General features: G+C 45.2%; 22 protein-coding genes. 4 read left to right on the plus strand and 18 right to left on the minus strand.

Annotated features, from left to right (window positions below):
• Window positions 1–133 precede the first annotated feature (133 nt).
• Window positions 134–787 carry a DUF998 domain-containing protein gene (locus tag GVJ38_RS12935; RefSeq protein ID WP_159723569.1) on the plus strand — a complete coding sequence of 218 codons (654 nt, stop codon included), beginning with the start codon at window positions 134–136 and terminating at the stop codon, window positions 785–787.
• A 59-nt stretch (window positions 788–846) separates the two neighbouring features.
• Here the strand turns inward: GVJ38_RS12935 and glpK are convergent, their stop codons facing one another.
• Window positions 847–2,337 carry a glycerol kinase GlpK gene (gene glpK, locus GVJ38_RS12940; RefSeq protein ID WP_159723571.1) on the minus strand — a complete coding sequence of 497 codons (1,491 nt, stop codon included), beginning with the start codon at window positions 2,335–2,337 and terminating at the stop codon, window positions 847–849.
• A 125-nt stretch (window positions 2,338–2,462) separates the two neighbouring features.
• The gene (locus GVJ38_RS12945) at window positions 2,463–2,930 is read right to left on the minus strand and encodes a YbaK/EbsC family protein (RefSeq protein WP_159723573.1); all 468 of its coding nucleotides are present in this window, start codon (window positions 2,928–2,930) and stop codon (window positions 2,463–2,465) included.
• A gap of 240 nt (window positions 2,931–3,170) precedes the next feature.
• On the opposite strand from GVJ38_RS12945, the gene GVJ38_RS12950 reads away from it, so the two are divergent.
• Together GVJ38_RS12950 and GVJ38_RS12955 are read left to right on the plus strand one after the other, a co-directional pair.
• Window positions 3,171–4,766, plus strand: coding sequence for an Nramp family divalent metal transporter (locus GVJ38_RS12950; protein WP_235032898.1), 1,596 nt, complete (start codon window positions 3,171–3,173; stop codon window positions 4,764–4,766).
• A 21-nt stretch (window positions 4,767–4,787) separates the two neighbouring features.
• Window positions 4,788–5,228 carry a universal stress protein gene (locus GVJ38_RS12955; protein ID WP_159723575.1) on the plus strand — a complete coding sequence of 147 codons (441 nt, stop codon included), beginning with the start codon at window positions 4,788–4,790 and terminating at the stop codon, window positions 5,226–5,228.
• A gap of 48 nt (window positions 5,229–5,276) precedes the next feature.
• On the opposite strand, the gene GVJ38_RS12960 is transcribed toward GVJ38_RS12955, so the two are convergent.
• From GVJ38_RS12960 to selD, 7 genes are all read right to left on the minus strand, one after another.
• A complete protein-coding gene (locus GVJ38_RS12960; RefSeq protein WP_159723577.1) occupies window positions 5,277–5,759 on the minus strand; it encodes a GNAT family N-acetyltransferase in 483 nt (160 codons plus the stop codon).
• A gap of 88 nt (window positions 5,760–5,847) precedes the next feature.
• Entirely contained in the window at window positions 5,848–7,254 is a 1,407-nt protein-coding gene (gene selA, locus GVJ38_RS12965; protein ID WP_159723579.1) for an L-seryl-tRNA(Sec) selenium transferase, read from the minus strand.
• Window positions 7,255–7,265: 11 nt separating this feature from the next.
• Window positions 7,266–8,408: an aminotransferase class V-fold PLP-dependent enzyme gene (locus tag GVJ38_RS12970; protein WP_159723581.1), complete on the minus strand. Its 1,143-nt coding sequence runs from the start codon at window positions 8,406–8,408 to the stop codon at window positions 7,266–7,268.
• 1 nt (window position 8,409) lies between these two features.
• Complete coding sequence (gene selB / locus GVJ38_RS12975; protein WP_159723582.1) at window positions 8,410–10,308, minus strand: selenocysteine-specific translation elongation factor; 1,899 nt, start codon at window positions 10,306–10,308, stop codon at window positions 8,410–8,412.
• Window positions 10,309–10,578 carry a DUF3343 domain-containing protein gene (locus GVJ38_RS12980; RefSeq protein ID WP_159723583.1) on the minus strand — a complete coding sequence of 90 codons (270 nt, stop codon included), beginning with the start codon at window positions 10,576–10,578 and terminating at the stop codon, window positions 10,309–10,311.
• Between the two features lie 13 nt (window positions 10,579–10,591).
• Window positions 10,592–11,188, minus strand: a complete 597-nt coding sequence (yedF, locus tag GVJ38_RS12985) for a sulfurtransferase-like selenium metabolism protein YedF (RefSeq protein ID WP_159723584.1) — start codon at window positions 11,186–11,188, stop codon at window positions 10,592–10,594.
• A gap of 8 nt (window positions 11,189–11,196) precedes the next feature.
• Window positions 11,197–12,222, minus strand: coding sequence for a selenide, water dikinase SelD (gene selD / locus GVJ38_RS12990; RefSeq protein ID WP_159723602.1), 1,026 nt, complete (start codon window positions 12,220–12,222; stop codon window positions 11,197–11,199).
• A 258-nt stretch (window positions 12,223–12,480) separates the two neighbouring features.
• Between selD and GVJ38_RS12995 the strand changes: the two genes are divergently transcribed.
• Entirely contained in the window at window positions 12,481–13,308 is an 828-nt protein-coding gene (locus tag GVJ38_RS12995) for a hypothetical protein (RefSeq protein ID WP_159723585.1), read from the plus strand.
• A gap of 66 nt (window positions 13,309–13,374) precedes the next feature.
• Here GVJ38_RS12995 and GVJ38_RS13000 read toward each other — a convergent pair whose 3' ends face one another.
• The 9 genes from GVJ38_RS13000 to prdC form a co-directional block, all read right to left on the minus strand.
• Entirely contained in the window at window positions 13,375–14,949 is a 1,575-nt protein-coding gene (locus GVJ38_RS13000; RefSeq protein ID WP_159723586.1) for a leucine-rich repeat protein, read from the minus strand.
• Window positions 14,950–15,133: 184 nt separating this feature from the next.
• The gene (locus GVJ38_RS13005; RefSeq protein WP_159723588.1) at window positions 15,134–16,003 is read right to left on the minus strand and encodes a sulfite exporter TauE/SafE family protein; all 870 of its coding nucleotides are present in this window, start codon (window positions 16,001–16,003) and stop codon (window positions 15,134–15,136) included.
• Window positions 16,004–16,075: 72 nt separating this feature from the next.
• Complete coding sequence (locus tag GVJ38_RS13010; RefSeq protein ID WP_159723590.1) at window positions 16,076–17,092, minus strand: proline racemase family protein; 1,017 nt, start codon at window positions 17,090–17,092, stop codon at window positions 16,076–16,078.
• A gap of 14 nt (window positions 17,093–17,106) precedes the next feature.
• On the minus strand, window positions 17,107–17,586 hold the full coding sequence (locus GVJ38_RS13015) for a glycine/sarcosine/betaine reductase component B subunit (RefSeq protein WP_159723592.1): 480 nt from the start codon (window positions 17,584–17,586) through the stop codon (window positions 17,107–17,109).
• 15 nt (window positions 17,587–17,601) lie between these two features.
• Window positions 17,602–18,339 carry a proline reductase cluster protein PrdD gene (prdD, locus tag GVJ38_RS13020; protein WP_159723594.1) on the minus strand — a complete coding sequence of 246 codons (738 nt, stop codon included), beginning with the start codon at window positions 18,337–18,339 and terminating at the stop codon, window positions 17,602–17,604.
• 67 nt (window positions 18,340–18,406) lie between these two features.
• Window positions 18,407–19,132, minus strand: a complete 726-nt coding sequence (gene prdB / locus GVJ38_RS14410; RefSeq protein ID WP_159723596.1) for a D-proline reductase (dithiol) protein PrdB — start codon at window positions 19,130–19,132, stop codon at window positions 18,407–18,409.
• Window positions 19,133–19,135: 3 nt separating this feature from the next.
• On the minus strand, window positions 19,136–19,444 hold the full coding sequence (locus tag GVJ38_RS13030; protein WP_159723597.1) for a CBO2463/CBO2479 domain-containing protein: 309 nt from the start codon (window positions 19,442–19,444) through the stop codon (window positions 19,136–19,138).
• A gap of 11 nt (window positions 19,445–19,455) precedes the next feature.
• Window positions 19,456–21,357 (minus strand): D-proline reductase (dithiol) proprotein PrdA, encoded by a 1,902-nt coding sequence (gene prdA / locus GVJ38_RS13035; RefSeq protein ID WP_159723599.1) that lies wholly within the window; start codon window positions 21,355–21,357, stop codon window positions 19,456–19,458.
• A gap of 29 nt (window positions 21,358–21,386) precedes the next feature.
• Window positions 21,387–22,676, minus strand: coding sequence for a proline reductase-associated electron transfer protein PrdC (prdC, locus tag GVJ38_RS13040; RefSeq protein ID WP_268839991.1), 1,290 nt, complete (start codon window positions 22,674–22,676; stop codon window positions 21,387–21,389).
• Between the last annotated feature and the right edge of the window lie 603 nt (window positions 22,677–23,279).

Genomic DNA, 23,279 nt, shown 5'->3' on the forward strand with positions numbered 1-23,279 from the left:
ACCTCTCAATCCTTATCTATATTATCTCAGAGCTACTGAGGTAATACCAAATTTAATAACACAGGTTCATAGGGTTGTCCTTACAAATCGTGAAGATTAAAACCCTAAATACAATATACAAGGAGTAGCTAACATGACGATTTTTAAACGCTGTGGTCCTTATTTTTTGATCGCGGCCGCTTTAGGGGATGCGTCACTGCCTTACTTGTTAGGACAATTTTATCCAGGTTACCGGCAAATGACGATGCTCATTAGTCAATTAGGAGAAACCGAAAGTCCCGTAGCAAATTGGTTCAATCACGGCTCACTGATTACCGGTACTTTATTTATCTTAGGTGGGATAGCTATGTGGCGATCCTTTTCTCATTTACCTCGCTTAGGATGCTGGTTAGGAGGCGCGATTGCTTTTTACGGTTTGGGTGATTGTATTTTAAGCAGTCTCGTCTCCATCAGTCCGCAAGCAAGTTTTTTTAGTCCCGCCTATTTTTTCCACGCCGCTTGTTCGGGTCTTGCGATGGTGGCAATGATGACCGTCCCATTGTTACTAGCTGGCTTAGCTTACCTCAAAAATCAGTTAGGTTGGACCTATCTGTATCTGAGTTTATTTATTGGTAGTTTGGTGACGTTGATTTTATTTGCCAGTTACTATTTGCCCGGCATTGGCACTTGGTTTGCAACGACTCGCGGTTTATGGCAGCGACTTTCATTGCTGTGTTTGTATTTGCCCACCATTTTACTAGCTGTGACGCTACTGCGTTTTCCTCAAGGCCTCACAAGTGAAGCATAAAAAATGGGAATCCGATCTGCGTCAGGTGGGATTCCCATTTTTTCGTATCAGTAATTATTTTATTTGAATTGCATCGTAGCTTTGACTGCTGTTTGCCAACCTGCATAAAGTGCGGCTGTTTTTTCTGGTGTCATCGTGGGTTCAAAACGCGTTCCAGCTTTGCGGAAGCGTTTGATCTCAGCGATGTCTTGCCAATAACCGACTGCCAGCCCGGCTAAATAGGCGACACCCAATGCTGTTGTTTCTAAAAATGGCGCGCGTTCCACCGGCGTTTGTAAAATGTCAGCTTGAAATTGCATCAGCAGATCATTTTTCGCTGCACCGCCATCCACGCGCAATAATTTGATTTCCGTTTGGGAATCTTTGGCCATCGTTTTGACGACATCGGTAGTTTGATAGGCTAACGCTTCTAACGTCGCGCGAATGAAATGCTCTTTTTTCGTTCCCCGCGTCACACCAAAAATCGCGCCTCGTGCTTCTTGATCCCAATAAGGTGCGCCTAGTCCAGTGAAAGCTGGCACGATATATAACCCGTCGCTATCGGGCACAGCTGCCGCAAATGTTTCAGAATCTGCCGCGTGATCAATCAACCGTAACCCATCTCGCAACCACTGGATCGCCGAACCCGCGACAAAAATACTGCCTTCTAGCGCATACGTGATCTCACCGTTCAAACCATACGCGATCGTTGTCAGCAATCCATTGTTGGATAAGATCGCTTCTTGCCCCGTGTTCATCACGATAAAAGCACCGGTTCCATACGTGTTTTTCACCATACCCCGCTCAAAAGCTAATTGACCGAAAAGTGCTGCTTGCTGATCACCGGCTAAGCCTGCGATGGGTACATGATTGCCGTAGAAATGATAATCTTCTGTCGTCCCGTAAATTTCTGAATTGGATTTGACTGCAGGCAACATCGCCCGCGGGATCGCCAACAAATCCAAAATCTCTTGATCCCAATCCAAATCATAAATATTAAACAGCATCGTTCGACTCGCATTCGTATAATCGGTAACGTGGACCTTGCCCCCGGTCAATTTCCAAACAAGCCATGTGTCGATCGTCCCAAACAGTAATTCTCCGGCACTGGCTTTTTCCCGCGCGCCGGTTACGTGATCTAAGATCCATTTGACTTTCGTCGCTGAAAAATAAGAATCGATCAACAAGCCAGTTTTTTGTTGGATCAGCTGTTGCAAGCCTTGTGCTTTTAATTCTTCTGCGATGGCACTGGTCTGCTTAGATTGCCACACAATCGCCCGATAGATAGGTTGTCCCGTTTGCTTTTCCCAGATCACGGTCGTCTCTCGCTGATTGGTGATACCAATGCCTTCGATTTGAGCAGGCTTTAAGCCGCTATTGATCAATGCGCCGGCGATCACAGATTGGACTGAATTCCAGATCTCATTTGCGTCTTGTTCCACCCAACCGGCTTGATCAAAATATTGGGGAAATTCTTTTTGCGAACTAGCGACTTGCTGTCCATGTTTATCAAAAATAATCGCGCGCGTCGAGGTCGTACCTTGGTCAATGGATAAGATATAACTTTCCATAGTGTGCTCCTTTAGTTTTTAGTTCGATTTTAGCACAAAGTTGGTAGAAAATGAAAAAGCGCCTACTCGATCCATCTTATAAAATCCCCTTTGAAAAAAATTTTCATACGTGGAACTTTTTCGACTCACACTTCTTTTCCAAGATCGACCCAGCCCACCGGTTGCGCCAATTCCGCTAACTCTTGCGGAGAGAGTTCGACCGCACTATGATCGCTTCCCGCCGCCGGATAAACGACTTCAAACTGCTTCAATGATTCATCTAAATAAATGGGGACGCCGGCTTTCACCGCAAACGGACAAACGCCACCCGGAGCATGACCGATCCGTTCTTCCACTTCAGCTGCGGGGATCATCCGCCCACGTTTTTTGAATGCGGCTTTGAATTTTGGATTGTGAATCCGAACATCTCCAGCGGTTACGACTAGTAGCGGCTGACCCGCTACTAAAAACGACAATGTTTTGGCAATTTGCGCGCTTTGACAACCGATCGCTTCAGCGGCTTCTGCTACAGTCGCGCTGGATCGCGTAAAGACTTTAATCCGTGAACCATACCCCGCCTCGGTCAAAAATGTTTCGACTGCTTCAAATGACATCAAGATCCCTCCTTTTACTTTTTTCTATCATAACATTTTCGTGAGAAGAAAACAGTTTTGACTTTCAGTGCCAAGTTAGGAATGCGACACGTTTTTATTTGCCAGAAACGTTTCATCACATTAGAATAACTTTATAAACAACAATCGATTTGTTAAGTTTTAGGCTAACCATAAAAATACTTTGCAAGTTAACCGAATAGGTGTACAATAACCTCGAAAAGTAGAAAAGGTGGGATTCACTTGAAGGAGAAAGAAGCACACAAGCATAAGCTGTTGGAACATGCCAACGGACCTTCTTTAGAAGAAATCAACGGAACCGTCAAAGTTCCCAAAGGCAAAGGATTTTGGAAAACGTTGTTCGCTTATTCCGGTCCCGGCGCGCTCGTAGCAGTCGGTTACATGGACCCCGGAAACTGGTCGACCTCGATTACCGGTGGTCAAAATTTCCAATATTTATTGATGTCCGTCATTTTGATTTCCAGTTTGATCGCGATGCTCTTACAGTACATGGCGGCAAAACTAGGGATTGTGACACAAATGGATTTAGCCCAAGCGATCCGCGCCCGGACGAGTCGCCCGTTAGGAATCATTTTATGGATCTTAACTGAGTTAGCGATCATGGCGACAGATATCGCCGAAGTCATCGGGGCCGCAATCGCGCTGTATCTTTTATTTAACATTCCGTTGATCATCGCAGTCTTTATCACTGTTTTTGATGTTTTGCTCTTATTATTGTTGACCAAAGTCGGCTTCCGAAAAATCGAAGCGATCGTCGTGTGTTTGATCTTTGTCATTTTGTTTGTCTTTATTTATCAAGTCGCACTGTCAAATCCTGATTGGAGCGCAATGTTCAAAGGCTTTATCCCAACCGGACAAACATTTGCTAAGTCCCCACAGATCGGCGGGCAAACACCGTTGACGGGTGCACTGGGGATCATCGGTGCGACCGTCATGCCCCATAATTTATATTTGCACTCGGCTATTTCCCAAACGCGGGAGATCAATCACGCCGACCAAGAAGAAGTTGCCCAAGCGGTCCGCTTTACTGCGTGGGATTCAAACATTCAATTGTCGATGGCATTTGTCGTCAACGCCTTGCTCCTCATTATGGGCGTCGCCGTTTTCAAAAGCGGCACCGTGGAAGATCCATCGTTTTTCGGTTTATATGAAGCGTTGTCAAATCCTGACACGTTGAGTAACGGGATCTTAGGCAGTGTCGCCAAGACCGGCGTGCTGTCCACCTTGTTTGCCGTTGCACTGCTCGCTTCTGGTCAAAACTCCACGATCACCGGAACATTGACGGGACAAGTTATCATGGAAGGCTTCGTTCATATGCGGATGCCGATCTGGTTGCGCCGTTTAGTGACACGTTTGATCTCGGTCGTGCCCGTGTTACTTTGTGTCATGTGGACCAGCGGGAAAAGTGAGATTGCTGAACATGAAGCGTTGAACAATTTGATGAACAACTCACAAGTCTTTTTAGCCTTTGCGTTACCATTTTCTATGTTGCCACTACTCATGATGACTGATAGCGCAGCTGAGATGGGCGAGCGTTTCAAAAATACGATCATCATCAAAGCTTTAGGTTGGGTATCTGTGATCGCCTTGACGTATTTGAACTTGAGCGGCTTGCCTAATCAAATGGAAGACTTTTTCGGGGATCACCCTAGTCACGGCCAATTACTGTTAGCCCATAACATCGCCTATGTCTTGATCGTTGCGGTACTCGTTTTACTTGCTTGGACGACGTATGAGTTGTATCGTGGAAATAAACGCTATGCTTTACAACAAGCTGAAAAAGCTGCAACTGAAAAAATCGCTGATCCAAACGAATAAATCAAAGGGGTGACTCTAACCATGGAAGTAACGGAAAAGGATTTTCAAAAGATCTTAGTCGGGGTCGATCAATCAGAAGATGCACAAATCGCGTTTCACTACGCATTGAAAGAAGCGAAAAAACAACACGCTGCACTGTACATCATTTCGATTTTTGAAAAACAAAATTTAAATGTCTACCAAGCACTTGATCAAAATTTTATCAATCAAAAAAAAGCCGAGTTACAAACTGAGATCGAAACGTATCGCCAGCAAGCTTTAGATTTTGGTCTCACCGATGTCAAAGTCGTGATCGATGAAGGTGACCCCGGCGAGACGATCGTCAAACGGATCATTCCCCACACCGGCGCTGATCTATTGATCGTCGGTTCCAAATCAAAAAAAGGCATCACTAAATATTTCGGTTCGCAAGCTGCCTACATGGCAAAATACGCACCGATCTCCGTGATGATCATTCGCTAAAACAAAGCGCCGCACCAGTGATGAGTTCTTCACTGGTGCGGCGCTTTTTTAATCCGTCAATTTTTTCATTAGAAATACATTATCTACCCCGACTTGTGGGAAATCAGCCGGAAAGTCCGCCAACGTTTTGGCGACAAAACCATGTTTTTGATAAAACTTCAGTGCCGCCGCAAAAGTTGTGATCGTCCCAAGATAAAGCGTTTTGATCCCATTTTCGCGGGCAAAATTTTCTAAGGTTGCCAATAATTTTTGCCCGACTTGTGCTTTTCCGCGGTAAGCTGGTTTGACAAACATTTTACGCAACACACCATTGTCGTGTTTGATGCGGATCAGCGCGATCGTCCCGACGACTTTCTCCTGGTCGAGCGCGACCCAAAAATTTCCACCTGTTGCTTGATAACTTTGTGGGATCGTCTTTAGATCTGGCTGATCATTTAATGTGATGGGAATCCCAAATTCTTGTTGCTGGATCGTAGTAATCAGTTCGGTGACTTGATCTTGATAGCGCGCTTCGTACGAAAGGATGTTCATCGTCGGTCTCCTTTTAGTTAAACTGTAACAACTGACAATTATCAATAGCTGAGCTAACTGTGACCTGCTGCTTACCAGCCAAGCTTGGTTAAAGATCGGGTTCGTTCATGATTTTTTTCAACTGAGCAACTAGCGGCACAAATTCACTTTCGTCAATCGTGCGCACATCTAACAAGTTGCGTTCATTTTTGATCCGGCTGATGATGGGTAACTCACCACTGCGTAAGAGTGTTTGCAGTTTTTCTGCCGTTTGATCCGCTTCAAGGCTCACCACAAAAGTTGGCAAAAGATGCTCAGGATACGAACCACCGCCAACTGCACTCGTGTCTGGACTAACAGTCACTGACAACTTCAGCTGAGCTTGTTTGATCAAGGTCGCCAAGTGTTCGGCTTTTTGGCGACACTCTTCAGCTGTTTGTGCCAACATTTTTAAGACTGGGATCTCTTTTAATGCTACGTCTTCTGTGAGATACAATTGCAAGGTCGCTTCTAAAGCGGCGAGCGTCATTTTATCGATCCGCAGTGCCCGTAGCAATTGATTTTTTTTCATTTGCTCGATGAAGACCCGTTTGCCGACGATGATCCCTGCTTGAGGACCGCCTAGTAGTTTATCCCCGCTAAACGTCACCACATCACAACCTTGTGCTAAACATTCTTTCACAGTCGGTTCATAAGGTAGACCGAACCGGCGCATATCTAACAACAAGCCGCTGCCAAGGTCGTTAACTAATGGCACGGCTTTTTCTTTGGCTAAAGCAGCGAGCTCTGGCAGGGGAACACTTTCTGTAAAGCCGACGATTCGGTAGTTGCTAGTGTGGACTTTCAACAGCGCACCAGTCGTATCGGTAAACGCCGCCGCGTAATCTGCCAAGTGCGTCTTATTAGTAGTGCCGACTTCGCGGATCACGCCACCAGCTGCTGTAATGACTTCAGGAATCCGAAATGCACCGCCGATCTCCACTAATTCCCCCCGCGAAACGAGCACTTCTTGTTGCGGGGCTAACGTACTTAAGACGAGTAAGACCGCCGCAGCGTTGTTGTTGACCACCAGCACATCTTCGGCACCAGTCAACGTTTGGATCACTTTGGTCAAATGCTCATAGCGTGAGCCGCGTTTGCCCGTTGCTAGTTCAAATTCTAAATTAGAATAATGAAACGCAGTTTGTTCAACTTGCTGCTGCACCGCCGGACTTAAAACCGAGCGACCTAAATTCGTGTGGAGCACCGTGCCGGTCCCATTGATGACTCGTTGCAATGAAAATTTTTGCGCAGCTTGCAAGCAGTCTAAGATAGTTGCCGCGATGACAGTTTGAGCGGGTAATTGGTCGAGTTCACCAGCTAAAACTCGTTGCCGCGTCTGATTCAAAACAGTTTGGATCGCGTCTTTCAGCTGTTGGTGGGAATACGTTTCACTTGCGGTGCGCAACGCTTCCCATTTTAAACATTCATCAACGGCGGGTAGTTGGGCTAAGATTTGTTGGATCGGATTTGCCATAACATTCCTTTCTAGCTGCCACTGAGGATTTTTAAGGCCTGCAGTGCTGCTGCAAGATCTTCTTTAGTCGTGAAACTCGAAAGTGAAAAACGGACCGCGCCGCGTTGTTTCAAGCCTAATGCTTCATGGATCAAAGGCGCACAGTGATAACCTGGGCGAGTCGCGATCTCAGACTCTTCCCACAATAGATCACTGACGAGCGCGGAATCCGCCTCTTTTAAATTCACCGCAAACACATTGACTCGCGGCTGGTCAAAATCGCCATAAAGCGTCAAGCCAGGGATCTGCTTTAAGCCGGCATAAAAATAAGCGCCAAGTTCTGTTTGGGTCTGCTGGATCGTTTCAAAGTGCGTACGAACATAGTCCACACCCGCTCGCAAGCCAGCTAAACCAGCGACATTGGCCGTGCCCGGTTCTAATAAGATCGGTAATTCTGGCGGTTGCGTGTGGGAAAATGAACGCATCCCATCGCCACCAGTTAAAACGGGTACAAGCGGCAGATCTTTGCGCACGATCGCTCCTCCAGTCCCCCCCGGACCATACAATGATTTGTGGCCGGTAAAACAAACCGCCGCGATAACGTCATCGCTTAGATCCAGTGGGACGACTCCCGCGGTTTGAGACGCATCCAACACTAAGTACAAGCCATGCTGTTGGCAAAATGTTTTAACTAAGTCTAAGTCTAACAAGTTGCCGGTCACATTGCTGGCGTGATTGCAGACGACGACTCGAGTTTCCGGCCGGACTTTTTGTTCCAATTCAGCATATCGCAACTGACCGGTCAAAGGCTCACTAGAAATAAAATCCAACATCGCGCCTTGCGCTTCTAATTGATATAGCGGCCGTAAGACTGAATTATGTTCCCAACTAGTCGTTAACACATGATCGCCGGGTTTGATCAAGCCTTTCAAAACTTCATTTAATGCGACGGTGGCGTTGTTTGTAAAGGCTACTTCATACGTAGCCGGCGCTTGAAACAATTTTTTCACCGCGGTACGGGTCGCTTCTAACTGATGATAGCCTGCTAGTGAATACCCGTGAGCGCCGCGGGAAGGATTGCCATATTGTTCTGCACTTAAAATCTCATAGACTGTTTGGGCTACCGCTGGCGGTTTTTGGACCGTCGTGGCGGCATTATCTAAATAGATCGCCATCTTACTTCGCCTCCGATTTTTTCCCTAAGACCCGATAATTTTCCACGCGCTTTGTGATCTCTTGTTTGTCCATGTACTCTAAGATCAACATCGAAGCTTTCCGGCTGGAATCTGTCAGATCCCGGAAGTCCGCTAACGTCATTTGTTGATTTTTCGTGATCATTTGCTGCACCAGTTGGACTGCTTGTTCATACGTCTTCGTCAGCATCACGTATTCATGGGTCAAGAAAGTCACCGTTTTGCCGTTCAACGCTTCTAAAACTTCCGAAGCATTTTTATCTAATCCAACTAGTTCTTCTTTTTTGACTGGCGTGAATTTTTGCTGTTGTAAAGCCTGCTCGATTTTTTGTTGGGCGGCGATTTGATATTGATTGAAAGTCACCACAAAATCAAAGCGCGCGATTTGGTTATTGGCTTCTTTGATCTGTTCATCGTGGCGCAATAAACGCAACAACGCGGACAATTCTTTTTCTGTTAAATGGCCCCGCAAACGTGAGCGAAATTCTTCAGCAGGCATCCCGTTACGCAACCGATATTTTTTATGGTACTCGTCTAAGATCGCGCGCGCTTGTTCAGTCAATTTTTGATAACTCAACTGATGGATCAAACCTGCTTTCGTCTCTATCAGCTGGCCTGATTCTACCATTTCAGCTAACAGCGGCTGCAATTCTGACGTGTCCAGACCTAAATATTCTTGCAGCTCTTTTGGCGTCGTGAACGGTTGTTTTTTGTTCGCCATAAAATCGGTGATGATCTCGTCGATGCTGCCGTCTTCTTTGGCTTTCAAACTTTCTAAGATCTCGTTTTTGAACCGGCGATGCTTACTTGGTGCCGCATCTAACACTTCACCGCCTGCGATGGTTCTCATGGGTGAATACGTCCGCAAAATAAAATGATCCCGTTCTTTGACTGCCACTTGATCTTCGAGACGTAATTGCAAAAAGCCTTCCGTTCCCGGTTTGATAAAATCCGTTCCCAGTGGGACTGTCCGCGCCATGACTTCGCGCGTTCCGATCAATAACCGAACCCGATCCCATAAGCCGATGCCGCCTTCTGTTTCTGGCAGACATTTGATTTTGACATCTAACATCCACGTATCTTGCAGCTTTTCAGAGAGTGACAACACATCGCCTCGCGTGATCTCTTCAGTGGTGATGTTGGCTAGATTCAACGCCGTCCGCTGCCCGGGCAATGCTTCTTTGACATCTTGTTCATGAACTTGGATATTGCGGATCCGGACTTTTTGATTATTGGGATAGAGGTATAATTCATCCCCGACTTTGACTGGCCCATCTAACAAAGTGCCGGTGATCACTGTGCCAAAACCTTTGACCGAAAACACGCGGTCGACATTCAAACGTGCTAAGCCATGACTGGTTTTTTCAGCGATCTCTTCTGAATAAGCGGTGATCTTTTGCAATAATTCGTTGATCCCGGTGCCCGTCACTGCGTCTGTTTCGATGATCTCCGCATCTTTTAGTGGCGTATCTTGCAGTTGCTCTCGGATATCTTCGACGACTAATTCTTTTAGCTCGGGGTCGACAGTATCGATCTTCGTCAAGACGATCAAAAAGTCTTTGATCCCTAAAAGCGTCAAAATGTCGATGTGTTCTTTTGTTTGCGGCATGATTCCTTCTGCTGCATCGATCACGAGTAAAACTAAATTGATCCCCGGCAATCCTGCCACCATATTTTTGATGAATTTTTCATGTCCAGGCACATCCACGATCCCCACGCGTTTGTGGTTGGGCAGATCTAAATAAGCAAAGCCTAAATTGATCGACATGCCGCGTTTTTTTTCTTCTTTGGTAGTATCTGTCTCGATTCCGGTCAGCGCTTTGATCAGCGTGGTTTTCCCGTGATCGATATGTCCTGCCGTTCCAATAACGATATTTGCCATCTAAAGTTCCTCTCTTAGTTGATACTGCGTCTTTAACCCATAGCGGGTCGCAGTGTAGATCCCTTCGCGCTTGATGTCGGCTTGGTGCAACAATTCCACGAGTTGCGCTTCATCAGCTAACTGATATTTCAAAGAAAAGCCGCAACTAGCGTGGATCGTCTCCGGGGTCGGAATGATCCGTACGTTTAGTTGGGCTTTTTCTTTTAAGAGCGCTTCTGCCTTCATCGCTTCACGCGTGGAATAAAATAAAACGATCCCATACGTTTGCATCAGCTTTTCTCCTTTATGGTCGGACGATCCGCGGCGCTTGACGCATCATTTCCACGATGCGATACATATTGGTGACTTCTCCGACTTTGACTTTGTCGGTTAACTCAAAATAATTTAAGCAAGCACCGCAAGCATAGATCTCAACGTCATGATCGGCTAACGTTTGAAGATCTTCTAACGCATCGGAGCCTTCTGCCACAAGTGGCGCGCCGCCGTTATAAAAAATCACTTTTTGTGGTAAAACATCTTGTTCAGTCAACGAATAAATAAAAGTTTTCAAGAGATTTTTCCCTAATTCGTCTGAGCCGTGGCCCATCACATCCGTATCGATCACCACGATATAATCCGTCGTGCTTTTGTCATGATGGTGCTCTTCTTTGACGATTTTTTCCATCGGGACGGTCGATTTTGAGATGACGACGGTAAAATGTGTGTCCGAATCTTTATTCATTTGATACATCAAACCCAGCTGCTCGGCCATCTTTTTCAAATTTTGGGTGGCGATCTCATTGTCCACGACCGTTTCCACCGCGTCGTTTTCCCGCAACGCTTTTTTCGTTTCGATCACTGGAAGCGGACAAGCTTGCCCTAACGCGTTGATTTTATACATCTTCGTCACTACCCTTTCACGATAATTTCTTTGGCTTGTTTTTCCGTTACTACACCGAAGTCTTGCGCGGAAATGTCAGCCGCTTGTAATTTTTCCAATAATTCAGCTGCTGTTTCAGCCGGTACACTCACCAGTAAGCCGCCGGATGTTTGCGGATCAAACAGCAATTCTTCAAAGCCGAAATCATTGATTTGAAAATCCATTTTAGCTTCCATATAATTCCGATTGCGTTGGCCACCAGCGGTCAAAATAAATTCTTTCGCCCCTTGATAGGCCGCTTCAAAATACGGTAAGCGGGTCGCTGTGATCTCCGCTGAAAAACGCCCGTTCAACATTTCATGTAAATGTCCGGCTAACCCAAAGCCTGTCACATCGGTACAACTCGTGATAGGATACTCGCGAATGATATCCATCGCGTATTTATTTAACGTCTGCATACTTTCTGTCGCTTGCAAAAAATCCGCTTCCTTGATCTCACCGGCGCTATAGCCCACGGTGATGATGCTGACGCCAAGTGGTTTCGTCAAGATCAAGTGATCGCCAACTTCACACGTATTATTTTGATAGATCTTGTGAGGGTCGATCGTCCCGGTCACCGATAAACCGTATTTAACAGAATGATCGTGGATCGAATGCCCACCGGCTAAAATCGCGCCAGCTTCTTGCACTTTTTCCGCACCGCCGCGCAAGATCTCTTTTAAAATAGTCAAATTTTTCTCTTCTGGGAAGGCCACGATATTCAAGGCGGATAACACTTGCCCGCCCATTGCGTAAACGTCACTCAACGCATTGGCCGCTGCGATCTTACCAAATAAATACGGATCATTGACCATCGTTGGGAAAAAATCCAACGTCTGAATGATCGCTAAGTCATCCCGCAACTTGATCACCGCTGCGTCATCGGTCGAATCAAATCCGACTAATAAATCTTTATGTTCAACTTTTGGCAAATCGGCTAACAATTCACCCAAATTACCTGGACCGATCTTCGCGTTACAACCGCCGCAGACGATCAATTGTTCCATCGTTTCCATCTGTTCCATTATGTATACAGCTCCTTCCAGCACGCCTATTATACCAGTTATCGAAACATTTCACTATCTTACTTAAACATTTTTTAGCGGTTCTAAAAAAGCTTTAATCTTTGCGGTAGAAGGCGCTTTTTTTTAAAGTGTGAGCCTCATGTTTACCAGCTGAATAAAGGAGCCAATAGTTGCGTTCCAAGTTCAACTACGCTAGGCTTGAAGAAACGAATCCCCAGCCAACGAGTGTGTTGGAGAAAGAAGAACAATATGAAACGAAAACTCATCGTCGGTGTGTGTCTGTTGAGCCTCTTTTTATTAAGCGGCTGTAAACCAACGAGCCACGCGCCCCAGCAAACATCTCGTTCTGCGACTCATGTAAAAAAGAAGCCGAAGCCACAAAAAAAATTGAACGCCCAAACCGATCTCTCCACCGCTGAGGTCAAGCGGCGCGTCATTGCCTGGTTTGCCAATCAATCCGCTTTTCAAATCGCTGAGCCTGAAAAATTAGTTTTTCTCGATGCGGCAACGCCGACTTGGCAAACCGTTCGCGGCCAAACGCTCTTAGGCGGTCAAGTCATCACCACCCAAAATAAACGTTGGGCCGTGGAGATCCATCCCGATGGCACGTGTAAAGTATTTGATCCATTAAATGTCAATGCGGCGCCTCAAACCTTTGATCTTTTTTCCGTCACGCAAGAGCAACTCGCCCACGTCCGTAAAAATGTCACCAAACTGAATCCAGCTAAGTCTAATCAACCTAACGCGCAAAGTTTGAAAACTGCGGTGATCATCAATCGAATCACCGGCTATTTCGCACAAACATATGCGCTTGAACCAGACAGCCTCACCGTCGCCTTGACGACTAAAAAAGGCTGGATCGATGTCAACGGGACCGATTTGTTTTGTGCCACTATCACCAGCCCGGCTGGCACGTGGCAGTTGGAAATGACTAACGATGGCGCAGCTTACGTGCAAGCCAGTAGTGTCAGTCAGATCCCTGGCACTTTGTATCACCAGGAACAAGGCGCTCCCACGTTCCAACTTTTTCAAATCACCCCCATCAAACCAAAATCAGCTGGAGCGGTAACGACTTAACGTTACTTTTAATAAAAACACAAAAACCGGGAAGCGAACAGCTAGTTCGCTTCCCGGTTTTACTAGTTAATACAGTTGCCAGCCAATTCCTTCTGCTTGCCAGCCAAGACTGACGAGTTGATCTCGCTCAGCTGCAGCCGGCGTGTAGTGATGACTGCCAGCTACAGCGTTAGGATTATACAAGCGCAAAATGTCAGTCGGCCCACCAGAACGGAAAGCCACGCCTTCATCTTGCCACCCGACAGAAACTAAATGATCTCGCTCGCTAGCCTGTTGGGTGTAGTGATGATCGCCCGCATTAGGATTGTACACACGGTAAACCTCTGCTCCCGATTCAAAAGGCGCTTGACCGATCACGCCTTCATCTTGCCAGCCAAGACTCACGAGCTGGTCTTTTTCCGTGCCGTTTACCGTATACAAATGTTCACTAGAATTTGGATTATACAACCGATACAACGGAAACGTCGCGGCATCATCCACGACTTTTAACGTGAAAGTCTTCGTAAAATCAGCCAACGGGGTCGCACCGTTTTTCACGGTAGCCACAAGTTGAAGAGTCCCCATTTTTTTAGCAGTTACTTGATTATTTTGTAACGTCGCCTCGGCTTGATTGTCGGCTAACTGCCACGTGATCATCTGTTTCGTCGCATCATTTGGTGTGATCAGCCCATTCAATGTTACTTTTTCGCCGACTCGCAATTGACTAGGCACACCGGTAATATCTTTCACTGGCGTAAAGGGCGCATTTTTTTCCGTAATGGTCACGGCCTTTTGCGTCCCAAGCGTGTAGATCACATAGCCGCTTTGAGCATCCAGTTCAAATTTCCCGCTAGGGTCGCTGCTTTGAAAATCAGCCGCGCGCAAATCATCAAATTTCAATCCGATTTGTTGCGGATTTTTGATAAAGATCTCAGCTTGCTGGTACGTTTGATTCAAATCGATGGAGATTTTTTTGTCGCGTGCCATTTCGATATACCGTAAATTAGAACTCAAGATCGCATAATTTCCAAAGTCGGTGACTTGGTTTGCAATCACTTTTTCTAAACGTGGTGAATTGATAAAAAAGATCCCCGGCGGCAAAGTGGTGATCGCTCCAAAATCGACTTCCTCCAGTAGCGGACAACTAGTAAACGCATACTCTGCTAAACGAGGCTGCCCTTCAAACTTTAATTTACGAATCCCAGTGATACTAAACGCATAATTATCGATCGCCACGACGCGTTCAGGAATCACTAAATCACCTAATGTACACGTTTGAAAAGCGGATTTGCCGATTGTCAATGCTTTAGCACCTGTTCCTGTTTCAAACGTCAACGCGCGCAGATTGGTGCAACTGATAAACGCCGAATCTGGTACTTGCGTCACATTTTTACCGATAACTGCTTTTTCCAAAGCGGTAGTGATCACATTTCCAGTATTCGGATCTGCAATCATCTGTTGCCACTTCGCAAATCCTTGGTCAGTCTTGATCACTAACTCCCCTAATTTAAAACTCCAACGCAGATCTTGATTATCGATCTCTTGCGGAAATGGAAAAACTGCTTGAACAGAACTTGTTCCGGCTTGACTTTCAACCGATGCTAACTGACTACTAAAAAATAACCCTATCGCTAACCCAACGATGACCCAACTCTTTTTCATTTGCGCCTCCTCTGACTGATTTTTTCTTCTCCTTCTAGCGTATTAGATTTCAGACAAAAACACAAACTATAACCGAATTTATTTTCTAAAAGCTGGACTAAAAAGCAAATCCGCGATCAACATTGCGTTTCAAAAAATAAAAAAACCATTCCCTTCCGCAGAAGAAAATGGTTGGTTTAGTTATTTAAGCAGGACGCATCCCTTTACGTAAGTAAGTGATTCCTGAATAGATAACGACTGCAATGATGATCCAAGTCAAGACATTGATATCAAGGCCGGTCACAAATTTCGCCGCGATGATGACCCCGATGACTCCGCCGATCGTGATCCCAACGCTGACTTTGCGCGCATAGTCACCTGCTTTGATGAAGTTAGCAGAAGCAACTGGCATCAAACCAGCACAAGATCCCATCATGATTGGCATTGCAACTAGCGGGTTTAAACCTAACATGTAAACCATCGCCATACATGGTGCGTAAAGACCAACACCGATCGTCATTAAGGCCCCTAAAATAAAGTTGCCGACGATCCCGATGATCAATTTACCACCGCTTAACGCTGTAGCTGTGTTCCCTGTTCCTAACATATCTAAGAAGCCTAATTGGCGCAATGCCATTAAGACCGCGGTCACGATCAACGCTAAGCCCATATAAAATTGGACTTTTTTCTCTGGTAATTTACTTACCGTTTTCGAACCGATAAATGAACCAATGATCGCCGCTAAAACAAGAGCAAATAAAGTCAACGGCGCGACTTTTACGACCGTGATGAAAATAAATGCTTCGATCATGACTGGGATCGCATGGGCTACATTCAACGTCCCCGGCAATTGACGGTCTTGATCTAATTGTTTCGTAAATTCCAATAACATCGTGGTTGGTGCGAAACTGCCGATCCCTAACGTATCCAAAAAGTCGGTAACTAGACCGATCGCTCCAGAGACAAGGTAGCTACCGCCGCCCCAGTTTCCACGCGTCGCGGCCAAATCGCGAATAAAATAAAACAAATAATAAATTATTAAGGCGCCTAATAGCGTTAAAAGTGCTGCTACCATTTTTTTCCTCCCTCAAAGCTTTGAGGCGAAAAAGCTGCCCGAAAGTAAAGGTGCAGCTTTTTGCCCACCCGCTTATTCTAAAATAAAACCATCTTTCAATGAATCTTTTGGATCGACTAAGAACGTGTTGAAACCTGAGACATAAGCTGAACCAGTCACACGTGGAATGATCGCCTTGTATCCTTCGATATCGGCTTCTTTAACGATCTCGCCTTTGAACTTCGTACCAATGATACTTTCGTAAACGAATGTATCGCCGACTTTCATTTCACCTTTTGCGAATAAATCAGCTAACTTCGCACTTGTTCCCGTGCCACAAGGTGAACGGTCCACTTGGCCATCTCCGAAGATCACGACGTTTTGATACGTTGCATCTGGACTTTTAGCTGGTCCATAGATCTCAACTAAATCAACGGTCTTGATGTGACTCAAAGTTGGATGTTGGATCTCGATTTGTTCATTGACCGCTTTTAAGATCTTCATACCAGCATCAGTTAACTTAGTTGCGTTTTCTGGTGCGATATCGATCCCTAGATCCGCTGCTGGAATCAATGCGAAGAAGCTCCCACCAAATGAAATATCGACCGTTACTTCCCCGATTTCCGGCACATCGACTTTGACGTTTTCTTTGTAAAGGAATGATTCCACATTATCAAAAGAAACCGCTTGAGCAGAATAATCTTCATCTAAATGGACCGTCCCGTGAACGATCCCGGCTGGTGTGTCTTGAACGACTTTGATCTCGCGATCGCCTTCGTTGACTTTGACCCAGCCTGTTTCAACTGCTGCGGTCATGGCCGCGATTGTATTATGGCCACACATATTCAAATAACCGCCTGTATCCATGAAGATGATTCCATAATCAGCTTCTTCATGAACGGGCTCACAAATAAAAGCGCCAAACATATCATGATGTCCACGTGGTTCGAACATCAGCATCTTCCGCAGATCATCTTCTTGGGTTTCAAGATATTCTCTTTTTTCAGCCATCGTTTTGCCGGGAAATTTTGTGATCCCGCCAATAATCAAGCGAGCCGCTTCTCCAGCAGTATGTGTGTCGATTGCTGCGATCACTTTTGATACTTTCATGATGTACCTCCCATTTATCTGATTTGTTGCTGATCTTTACGCATCTTTAACTTGATAGCTGCCAGCGCTTTGGCAGCGTCTTGCGCATTGATCGTATTTTCACCAACGACTTCGGTTTCGATTCCTGCACTGGATTTATTGAAATCTAACACTAAGTTCGTGTAATCGTTTTCAACCACGAACTTTGCTTGTGTACCAATGAACTTAAGACCAATCACGCTGATGTCGCGCCGACCGATCTCTTCTAAGGTATTCGCAAAATCCACATCGGAATTACCCCAGCCGTCTGTTGTCGCGATCACACCATTTGTTCGCATCCCCTCTAACCAAGCTGCCGTTCGCTGTCCAACTAAATATTTCATGGCGTTACTTTGCGGTGTTCCGACAACGACAACTCCTTGAAAATCAATATCTGGATCACTACCTAGCAGCTCAACTAACGGATCTTTAAAATGATGTTTCGATGTTTCTTTAGTTGATGGACCGATTCCCATACTGTCACCACCTCTTTAAACCATTGAACGAATCGCACCATCGCGATATTCGTTGGCGGATAAAAACACTGGCATATTATTGATATCGATAATCGAAACGCCGCCTTTAAATCCGCTTGGTTCATTCGGAAAAAGCAACATGTCATACATCGCACCTTGACCAGCCACTTGTTTGACCAGCGCGACTTTTGGTTTGCCAGGATTTTCTTTTTCTTCAAAAACATGGGTCTCTAACGCTTGATTACCATTTAACAGCTTCAGTTGTTCGCGGATCTCTTGGATGTATTCATCGGCGATCGCAAACAATTTCAGACACGTCTCACGATTAAAAGGCGTTCCTTCTTTAGCCAGCAAGTCGATCAAAATAATATAATCCTCTTCTGCCGGGGTCCCTGGTCGATTCAACATTAAATGATCACGCAATACTCCGTCAGAAGAACCAAATTCATGCATTTGTTCTCCATTTTCGATTGCTCCAGTCAAAACGACTGAAACACCGGTCAAAGTATGCGTGATCCCTGAACCCAACGCACCCAAGACCTTCGTGGAAATCGGGATGACATCCATGATGGTATTGGTCTCAACAGCATGTTGATGCGGTGGGAGCAATCGAATCGTCAGGCGAGCAATTTCAGCACATTGGCTGTCAAAGTGGTCTTTGATCTGTAAATGATCAGCTTCCAAATGAACATGCGGACCAACTGTCACGTCGTTCATCTGAAAAACTTTGATTTTTAATGTATCGCCTCGCATCAGTTACACATCCTATTCTACAGATGGACCAAAAAGCTTCAAATCGAAGCTTTTTGGTCACAGCTAATTAAACGTGTGCAATATATTCGTAAGGTAACGGAACGATCTTACCTGGCGTTTCGATTGAAACTAGATTTTTAAGTGTATCATGTAAAATACCTAATTGCATTTCAACATTATGAGGTTCGCCAGCGTTTGCTCCCATCGGCACGCGTGGGGCAACAGCACGTGGTGAACCGTTTTGCCGTACTACTGGTGGTAATGCGGCGATTAAAATAGTAGGAATCCCTGCTTCCTCAATAGCTCTCTGCACGATCACGGCAGTTCTATGACAGGTCCCTCAACCAGCGGTCATTACGACTGCGTCAACGTTTTCGTCAACTAATTTTTGAGCGATTTCTGGACCAGTTACATCGTGAAATGCATCTTGGTCTCCCCCACCACCCATAAAGCCGTAATGAATTGGAGCAGCTTCTTTGATGAAGCCTTCTTTAACTAGATCATGCAAACGATCGATCGGGAACATCGCATTGATGTCTCGGTTGACGTCCGCGTTATCGTACCCACCATGTGAAACCATCAAATCGCTACTTGGCGTTTTGTCTGGAATCTCACGGTAAGACGTATCCCCTGCTAAGTTAAACCGTTTATCGGTTTTCAAATGAACACCAGCTGCAGTTGCAAGTGCAACACGCATCTCTTTTAGCTCTTTTTTGACCGGCGTAAAGACAGATTTCGGCGTGATTGGCACGAAGATCTCTGACTGTAACCCTTCAAAGACTGTTAAGCCCATGTGTTAATTCTCCTCTCCTGATTCTGATTCGCGCCGCTTTTGATTTAATTTCCGGCGACGCTCATGTTCGTAGATCGCATTGACGTAATGCTCGTTTGGTGCTTCTTCTAAGACTTCTGGATAAGTCATCAAAAAACCAACTTCTTGACCGATCTCTAAATCATATTCAGAAATGATCATTCGTCTTGGTATTTTCAATTGACCTAACCGTCCTTTGATATCGATCGTCACGCTCGCATCGTGGACTTCGACGAGGATCCCTTCAAACATTTGCTCGGTCGAGGTATATTTCAGTTTATTGATTCCATCCATAATTTTTCACCTTAGTCTTCTTTTTCGTAGATTTCACGACGTTTCTTGCTCTTAGGCAAGACTTGTTCGTTATCAACTAGATCGATTTTTTGACCTGTTGCTTTTTCAATGATCTCGATATTGTTCAATTTAACATTTGGATTCCACTTACGTTCAGCAGTCTTGATCTCACCGCCACCCATCAATGTTTTCAACATCGCTAGATCACGGATCGCATCTTCTGGACATAATGTGTTGTTACACAAGATCTCATTTTCGATCCCTTGTTTTGATTTATTGTTGTCGACCATGGCACCCATTTGTTTGTTCCCTACAACAAGCGCACCTTGGACAGCACAATACGAATCGCCGACAACTTTGATTCCGCGTTTACCGATTTCTTCAATGTGAGAAGCAAAGTCGATATGGTTGTTACCAAAGCCTTCAGTCGTTACAACGGCACCATCGATATCCATTGTTTCAACCGTCATTCCAAGACGTTTTGAAACGTAGTATTTTTCAGTGTTCGCTTGTGGTGAACCAACTAGCATCACACCAACTAAATCGATTTCTTCATCTTCCATCGCAGCCCGAACAAGTGGTTCTCTCCAGTAATGGCGAGACGTTTCTTTTGATGCTGGTCCAATACACGTCAACGCATGGATCCCACCATCTAAGACTTCAGTCGGTGCTAAGATGATCGGTAAGTTTCCAAGGTCAACGTTTGGTTTTGCACCAAGCGTTCCCACTGGTTCAACTGGTAAGATCAAGTTATCGTGCATCGCACCTTGACCCATGATCTCTTTTACGATCAAGACTTTTTTATTGCCGATCCGACGTTTTTGAACGATCTCATCTGTGTCGACCACTAATGAATCATCAGCAGCTTTAACTGCTTCTCGGATTTCTTGTGTAATATAATCAGATACTTTATGAGCGGCTAATGGTCCAGGACGTTCCATGTTGGCATGTTCCCGGATCGTTACTTGTGTTTTGATAAAGATTTCGCCTTTTTCTGGTGCACCAGGACGGCCCCACATAATGTTTTGATCCAATTCACCTTCAGATGAACCGAATTCACCGATTTGAACGCCATTTGAATCCGTTCCCGTTACGACCATGACTACGCCGTCTAATACGCGCGTTACACCATGACCGATATCGCCTTCGACTTTAGCTGCGATTGGTTGAACGTCCATGATCGTTTCAGAGTACTCACCATATTTATCTGGTGTAATAATCTCTAACGTCATCCCTTCAACTAATTCTTCTAAGTCAACGGCTTCTTGACACATTTCTTTCATGTTGCGAAGTGTCAGTGTAGTCCCTTCGATCTTCGTTTCATCGCCAAAGACAACTTTGTCGATTTTCAAATGATCGTGGCGGACTGAACGGATGACTTTTTCTTCCACTGCAGTTTCACTGATTCCAGCTTGTTCTGGTGCCGGAGCTGCCGCTTCGATTCCAGCTGGAGCAACTGGTGCTGGAGCAGGGGCTGCTCCCATTTGACCAGCAAGTGCCATTGGAACTTCTAAGTCGATTCCTTTACCTTCTGCGATGTGGATCTTGATTGTCTGACCCGCAACTCCTGTAACTGGTGCAACTGGAGCTGGAGCGACTGGTGCTGCTGGAGCCGCAACTTCTGCCGGCGCTTCTTCTTTAGCTGGCTCAGGCGCAACTTCTTTGACACCATCTAATAAGTCAGTCGTTAATGGGACTAACGCATCGGTAGTTTCTTTTAATGTGGTACCTAATACTTGTTCGATTGTTAAGACGTTTTCAGGAACTTCTAATAAGCCTGAATCCTCTAAATCGGGGAAGATTGTTGGATCTTCCAAATCATCTGGAGCGATTACTTTGCCGCCTTCTGCACGGCAACATAATACTGCAGGGTCTTTAGCATGGTCCTTAGCAGTTTCTGCTGTAATAGACATTCGTTAATTCCTCCTAATAGTAAAATTGATTATTTTGTAGGTAATTTACGATATAGTCTGTGACCATCTGCCCGCAGTACATGATCTGTATGATGATAAACCGGAACTCCTAACCTAGGAGCTACACCCATGACGGTGTTCGTTCAATCAGAACAAGATCCAGTCATCACTACTTCTGCCCCTTGCTTTTTCAGCGAGAGCACAGTTTGAGCTTGACCTGGACAAATACCTGGCAAGGCACATCTATATCTTCCATTTACTTCTACCATTCGTTTGCAACGTTCCGCTGCGACAACTTCGGCTCCCATGTTGTTGGTGATCTCAGTCATCCGTTCAGCAGAACCACCGCATTCACAGATCAATAATCCGACTTTGCGATGTTCTTGTGGAAACGGCATCGCAACTAAAACACCGCCGGAAACTTTTGTGATCGGAGTTGTTTCTTCACCGTGACGACCCGTCATTGGTCCGCCGATCACGATCTCGCCGTGAGGTTCAACATAGCCTCCAACGTTATCGATCAATGTCTTAGCTGGCGTTCCGATTGGGACATCAACAAAAACAGTTTCTTTTTGTTTGACCCGACCAGAGACCGTTACATCTTTGTCAATGAAAGGTTTACGATCTTCAATCGCTTCCACGATTCGTTTGATCGTTTCCACGTTATCAACGACTGCGCCGACCTCAGTTGGGATCTGACCTGGTTCTAACACGATATCCATCACTTCGCGAACGATCACTCGTTCATCTCCGGCTGGATACATATCTGGCAATTGATACACTTCCAAGTTAGGTTCAGCGTCAACGGCTTTCAATAAGCGCATCACAAGTTCGCGGTGTTTGCCTTTGATGGCGATCACACCTTTAGGAGCATGCGTCATTTCCATGCAGTAATGCATCCCGCGGATCAATTGATCGATATGTTCACCGACTTGCTTGATGTTATGGGCAAGTAACGCTTCACATTCCGCTGCATTTGCGATGAATAGACCATCAGGGACTTCACACGCCATTTTTAAGAAAGTTGGGAATCCAGCTCCCCCAGCTCCTACGATCCCTGCTTCTTCGACGGCTTTGATGTTCGTCTCGGTCTCAGGGATGGGAACGAATTTTTTGAAATCTTGTGCATCATCGATCGTAAGGGAGATATTGTTCTCGTCTACGTCTGCGATCACACCAGAAAAACTTGCGTGAATATTGGCACCTAAACCATTGGGAACTGCAATCAGTTGACCACGATCAACGTGTTCGCCTGCTTTGACGATGCCTTTACAAGGAGCGCCGACATGTTGCTTTAATGGTATAAGAATTTGTGTCAATTTCTTTCACCTCCTCATTCACAATTGTTCGAACGTGAGCAAATCAGCCGCTCAAAGTTCAGGTAAATCATATCACAATCTGCAAGTTTGTGAAAGACGTTTTAGTGGTCGGCCAGACTTTTATTTTTATTTTTTAACAAATAGACATCGTTATGAAAAGAAAATGATTTGAAGGCTTTTCTTTTTATAAGCTAACCCTTTGAAATCAACTTTTAGACGTATAACGTTTTTTATTTCATGAAATTATCAAAACGGTTCAAGATAATCTTTTTCTTATTTTTTTATCATAAAAAAGATTTGTTGTTATCTAATTGATAATGTTTCTCACTTTTTTTCGAAAAAAACAGCCTTGTTCACAGCTGGATGAGTCGCCATAAAACCCAACATTCATTTGGTTACTCACGCTACTACTCGCTGTATTTTTTTCACAAATACTTACTTTTATAAAGCAAAAAAAGACCTCCTAAAAAGGAGATCTCAGACTGTAGACAAAGTCCCTTTTTGGATGATGTTTACAGTCTTTTCTTTTATAATAGAATTGAAAACGAATTCAATGCTATTGAAAGGAATGAGAGCGATGATGTCAAAACATCCGTTAGATGG

It is taken from the genome of Enterococcus sp. CSURQ0835 (assembly GCF_902706605.1).
Lineage (GTDB): Bacteria > Bacillota > Bacilli > Lactobacillales > Enterococcaceae > Enterococcus_A.

Coding starts and splice junctions, on each gene's coding strand:
- yedF (WP_159723584.1), bottom strand. CDS start 11,188: ATGTATAAAATCAACGCGTTAGGGCAAGCTTGTCCGCTTCCAGTGATC.
- GVJ38_RS13030 (WP_159723597.1), bottom strand. CDS start 19,444: ATGGATGGAATCAATAAACTGAAATATACCTCGACCGAGCAAATGTTT.
- GVJ38_RS12945 (WP_159723573.1), bottom strand. CDS start 2,930: ATGTCATTTGAAGCAGTCGAAACATTTTTGACCGAGGCGGGGTATGGT.
- GVJ38_RS12955 (WP_159723575.1), top strand. CDS start 4,788: ATGGAAGTAACGGAAAAGGATTTTCAAAAGATCTTAGTCGGGGTCGAT.
- GVJ38_RS12935 (WP_159723569.1), top strand. CDS start 134: ATGACGATTTTTAAACGCTGTGGTCCTTATTTTTTGATCGCGGCCGCT.
- prdD (WP_159723594.1), bottom strand. CDS start 18,339: ATGCGAGGCGATACATTAAAAATCAAAGTTTTTCAGATGAACGACGTG.
- prdA (WP_159723599.1), bottom strand. CDS start 21,357: ATGTCTATTACAGCAGAAACTGCTAAGGACCATGCTAAAGACCCTGCA.
- GVJ38_RS12980 (WP_159723583.1), bottom strand. CDS start 10,578: ATGCAAACGTATGGGATCGTTTTATTTTATTCCACGCGTGAAGCGATG.
- selD (WP_159723602.1), bottom strand. CDS start 12,222: ATGGAAACGATGGAACAATTGATCGTCTGCGGCGGTTGTAACGCGAAG.
- selA (WP_159723579.1), bottom strand. CDS start 7,254: ATGGCAAATCCGATCCAACAAATCTTAGCCCAACTACCCGCCGTTGAT.
- GVJ38_RS13015 (WP_159723592.1), bottom strand. CDS start 17,586: ATGGGAATCGGTCCATCAACTAAAGAAACATCGAAACATCATTTTAAA.
- GVJ38_RS13005 (WP_159723588.1), bottom strand. CDS start 16,003: ATGGTAGCAGCACTTTTAACGCTATTAGGCGCCTTAATAATTTATTAT.
- GVJ38_RS12960 (WP_159723577.1), bottom strand. CDS start 5,759: ATGAACATCCTTTCGTACGAAGCGCGCTATCAAGATCAAGTCACCGAA.
- GVJ38_RS13000 (WP_159723586.1), bottom strand. CDS start 14,949: ATGAAAAAGAGTTGGGTCATCGTTGGGTTAGCGATAGGGTTATTTTTT.
- glpK (WP_159723571.1), bottom strand. CDS start 2,337: ATGGAAAGTTATATCTTATCCATTGACCAAGGTACGACCTCGACGCGC.
- GVJ38_RS12995 (WP_159723585.1), top strand. CDS start 12,481: ATGAAACGAAAACTCATCGTCGGTGTGTGTCTGTTGAGCCTCTTTTTA.
- GVJ38_RS13010 (WP_159723590.1), bottom strand. CDS start 17,092: ATGAAAGTATCAAAAGTGATCGCAGCAATCGACACACATACTGCTGGA.
- selB (WP_159723582.1), bottom strand. CDS start 10,308: ATGGCAAATATCGTTATTGGAACGGCAGGACATATCGATCACGGGAAA.
- GVJ38_RS12970 (WP_159723581.1), bottom strand. CDS start 8,408: ATGGCGATCTATTTAGATAATGCCGCCACGACGGTCCAAAAACCGCCA.